The organism is Streptomyces pseudoechinosporeus (genome assembly GCF_054783935.1).
Genome location: NZ_BAAGPS010000112.1, coordinates 1 through 2,295, shown reverse-complemented (window position 1 = coordinate 2,295; position 2,295 = coordinate 1). Strand labels below are relative to the sequence as shown.

The 2,295-nt window shown below is 67.5% G+C and carries 3 protein-coding genes; 1 reads left to right on the top strand and 2 read right to left on the bottom strand.

All coding sequences use genetic code 11. The features are described from left to right. A partial coding sequence (locus ACYVO6_RS49465; RefSeq protein WP_461073640.1) for an IS5 family transposase occupies positions 1-742 on the bottom strand: 742 nt, incomplete at its 3' end. 248 nt (positions 743-990) lie between these two features. Continuing rightward, complete coding sequence (locus ACYVO6_RS49460; protein ID WP_461073638.1) at positions 991-1,362, bottom strand: hypothetical protein; 372 nt, start codon at positions 1,360-1,362, stop codon at positions 991-993. 117 nt (positions 1,363-1,479) lie between these two features. On the opposite strand from ACYVO6_RS49460, the gene ACYVO6_RS49455 reads away from it, so the two are divergent. After that, the gene (locus ACYVO6_RS49455; protein ID WP_461073636.1) at positions 1,480-2,103 is read left to right on the top strand and encodes a TetR/AcrR family transcriptional regulator C-terminal domain-containing protein; all 624 of its coding nucleotides are present in this window, start codon (positions 1,480-1,482) and stop codon (positions 2,101-2,103) included. The last annotated feature ends 192 nt before the right edge of the window (positions 2,104-2,295 follow it).

Here is a 2,295-nt window from a genome sequence, read left to right as displayed (position 1 = left end):
TGGACCACAGGACCATGGCCTCGTGGTGCTCGGGTAAGCGTTCGTAGTCGCGTACGCAGCGGCGGTGTTGGGAGATCCACGACAGGGTACGTTCCACAACCCACCTGCGGGAAAGCACGACGAAGCCCTTGACGTCGTCGCTGCGTTTGACGATTTCCAGCGTGAGCTGGAGTTTCTCCCGGGCCCAGTCGACGAGCCTGCCGGCGTAGCCGCCGTCGGCCCACACCAGGGTGATCCTTTCGTACAGGTCGCGTAGGAAGACCAGGGCGGGGCGGGCGCCGTCACGGTCCTGCACGTTGGCGGCGGTGACCAGCACGACCAGGATCAGGCCGATCGTGTCCACGACCACGTGCCGTTTGCGGCCCCCGACCTTCTTGCCCGCGTCCCAGCCCCGGCTATCCGCCCCCACGGTCTCCGCCGCGCGTACCGACTGCGAGTCGATGACGGCGGCGCTCGGCTCGCGCTCGCGTCCTTCGGCCTGGCGGACCTTCTCACGCAGGTCGTTGTGGAAGGCGAGGGTGAAGCCCTCGCGGTTCCAACGGGTAAAGATCGCGTGCAGTGTCTTCCAGGGGATACCGAAGTCGACGGGCAGGTTGCGCCACTTGCAGCCGTTGTCGGCGATGTAGCAGAGGGCGTCGACGACCAGGCGACGGCAGTACACCTCGGGGTGCCCGCCGTAGCCGTCCAGCCATGCCGGCCACGGCAGCAACGGTTCGACGACTCGCCACTCCGCGTCCGTCATGTCCGAGGTGTACAGGTGGGGACGCACAGGGCGTCCGGCGCCGTGCCCGAACCGGCACGCCACACATGAGCAGCGAGTTTCCTCGTCTGGGGTGACAGAGGCGGACGAGGGCGCGTAGAGCTGCATGACAGGACCTCTTGGCGCAGTCGGGCGTTGACACCTCAGCTGCTATCAAGAGGTCCTGCTCGTGCGGGTCACTTCGCGTGTTCCGGCCCCACCGCCCAAACGATCAGTTCGCGGAGAAGCATTCAGGGGTGGGAGTGGGGGGCGGGTCGTTGGGCGAGGGCTTTGCTCTGGGCAGGCAGGCCGATGCGCCAGGAGAAGATCACGGTCATGACCATGCTGATCAGTGCGGGTATGAGGACCCCGACTCCAACCTCGTCCCGGACGAAGTTGGAGAACACGGCCACCGTGAACACGCCGGACGCCAGTGCGAACGCGGATGCGAGCATCGGCACCGCGCGTTCCGCCGGCAGTCCCGCGCCGGCGGCCAGTGCGGCACTCACCAGCGCGTCGGGGGCGACGAAGGCGCTCTCCACATCGCTCACGAGCAGATTGACGAACGTTCCCAGGCTGATGAAGGCAGCCACGCATCGGCCGACAGTAAGGGTGGTGGGCATTTTCCGCCTCCTTCGGTTCGGCGGCGCTCATCGCCACAGCGACCACCGTGTTGTCTACAGCGTAGACATGGCGAGTGCGAGATGTCTACAACGTAGACAAGGTGCGAGACTGGAGGCATGGCCAGGACTCGCTTCCTCACCCCCGAACTGATCGTCCGCACAGCCCTGGAGGTGGGCGATCGCGGCGGTGCACAGGCGATGACGATGCGCCGGATCGCAGCGGAGCTGGGATGCGACCCCATGGCGCTCTACCGGCACTTCGCAAACCGTGAGGCCCTGCTCGACGCCATTGCCGACCTCGCCGTCGCCGAGGTGAGGGACGCCGACCTCCGGATGCCGTGGGATGAGCGCATCTCAGTGACCGCAGACGCCATCCGCGAGGCCGCGCTGAGGCATCCGGGGATTACAGCGCATCTGGCCGCGCGTCCGCCCATGGGAGAGAACGGGCGGCGGATCGCCGCAGGCGTGCTGGGGGCGCTCGGGGCGGCCGGGCTGCCGCCGGCCACGGCGGTACGAAGCTTCCAGACACTCATGGCCTACCTGGCCTCATCGCTGGCCATGGCGGTCCAGGCGGGGGCGCGGGACCGGCGCTGGGAGCAGGTACGCGACATGGTGAACGAGCTGCCCGGAGCCGCCGCTCCGGGCGAGGAACTATTTGTCGTCGGGTCAGCCGAACAGTTCCGATTCGGGCTGCGACTGCTGCTGGCCGGCATCAGGGCGGAGGCCGCACCCGGTCGATGACCAACCGTCTGCGGACCGGCCCCAAAGACGTCCCGGCGTCTCCAGCAGTCGGAATCAGAGCCGGGCAGCCCGCCCTACTATGCGCCTGTCTTCGTCGTGCTTTCCCGCAGTCGTGGATCTCCCAACACCGCCGCTGCGTACGCGACTACGAACGCTTACCCGAGCACCACGAGGCCATGGTCCTGTGGTCCA

Bases quoted from the DNA above. Each gene is read 5' to 3' on its own strand.
- ACYVO6_RS49460 (WP_461073638.1), bottom strand. From the start codon at position 1,362: ATGCCCACCACCCTTACTGTCGGCCGATGCGTGGCTGCCTTCATCAGC.
- ACYVO6_RS49455 (WP_461073636.1), top strand. From the start codon at position 1,480: ATGGCCAGGACTCGCTTCCTCACCCCCGAACTGATCGTCCGCACAGCC.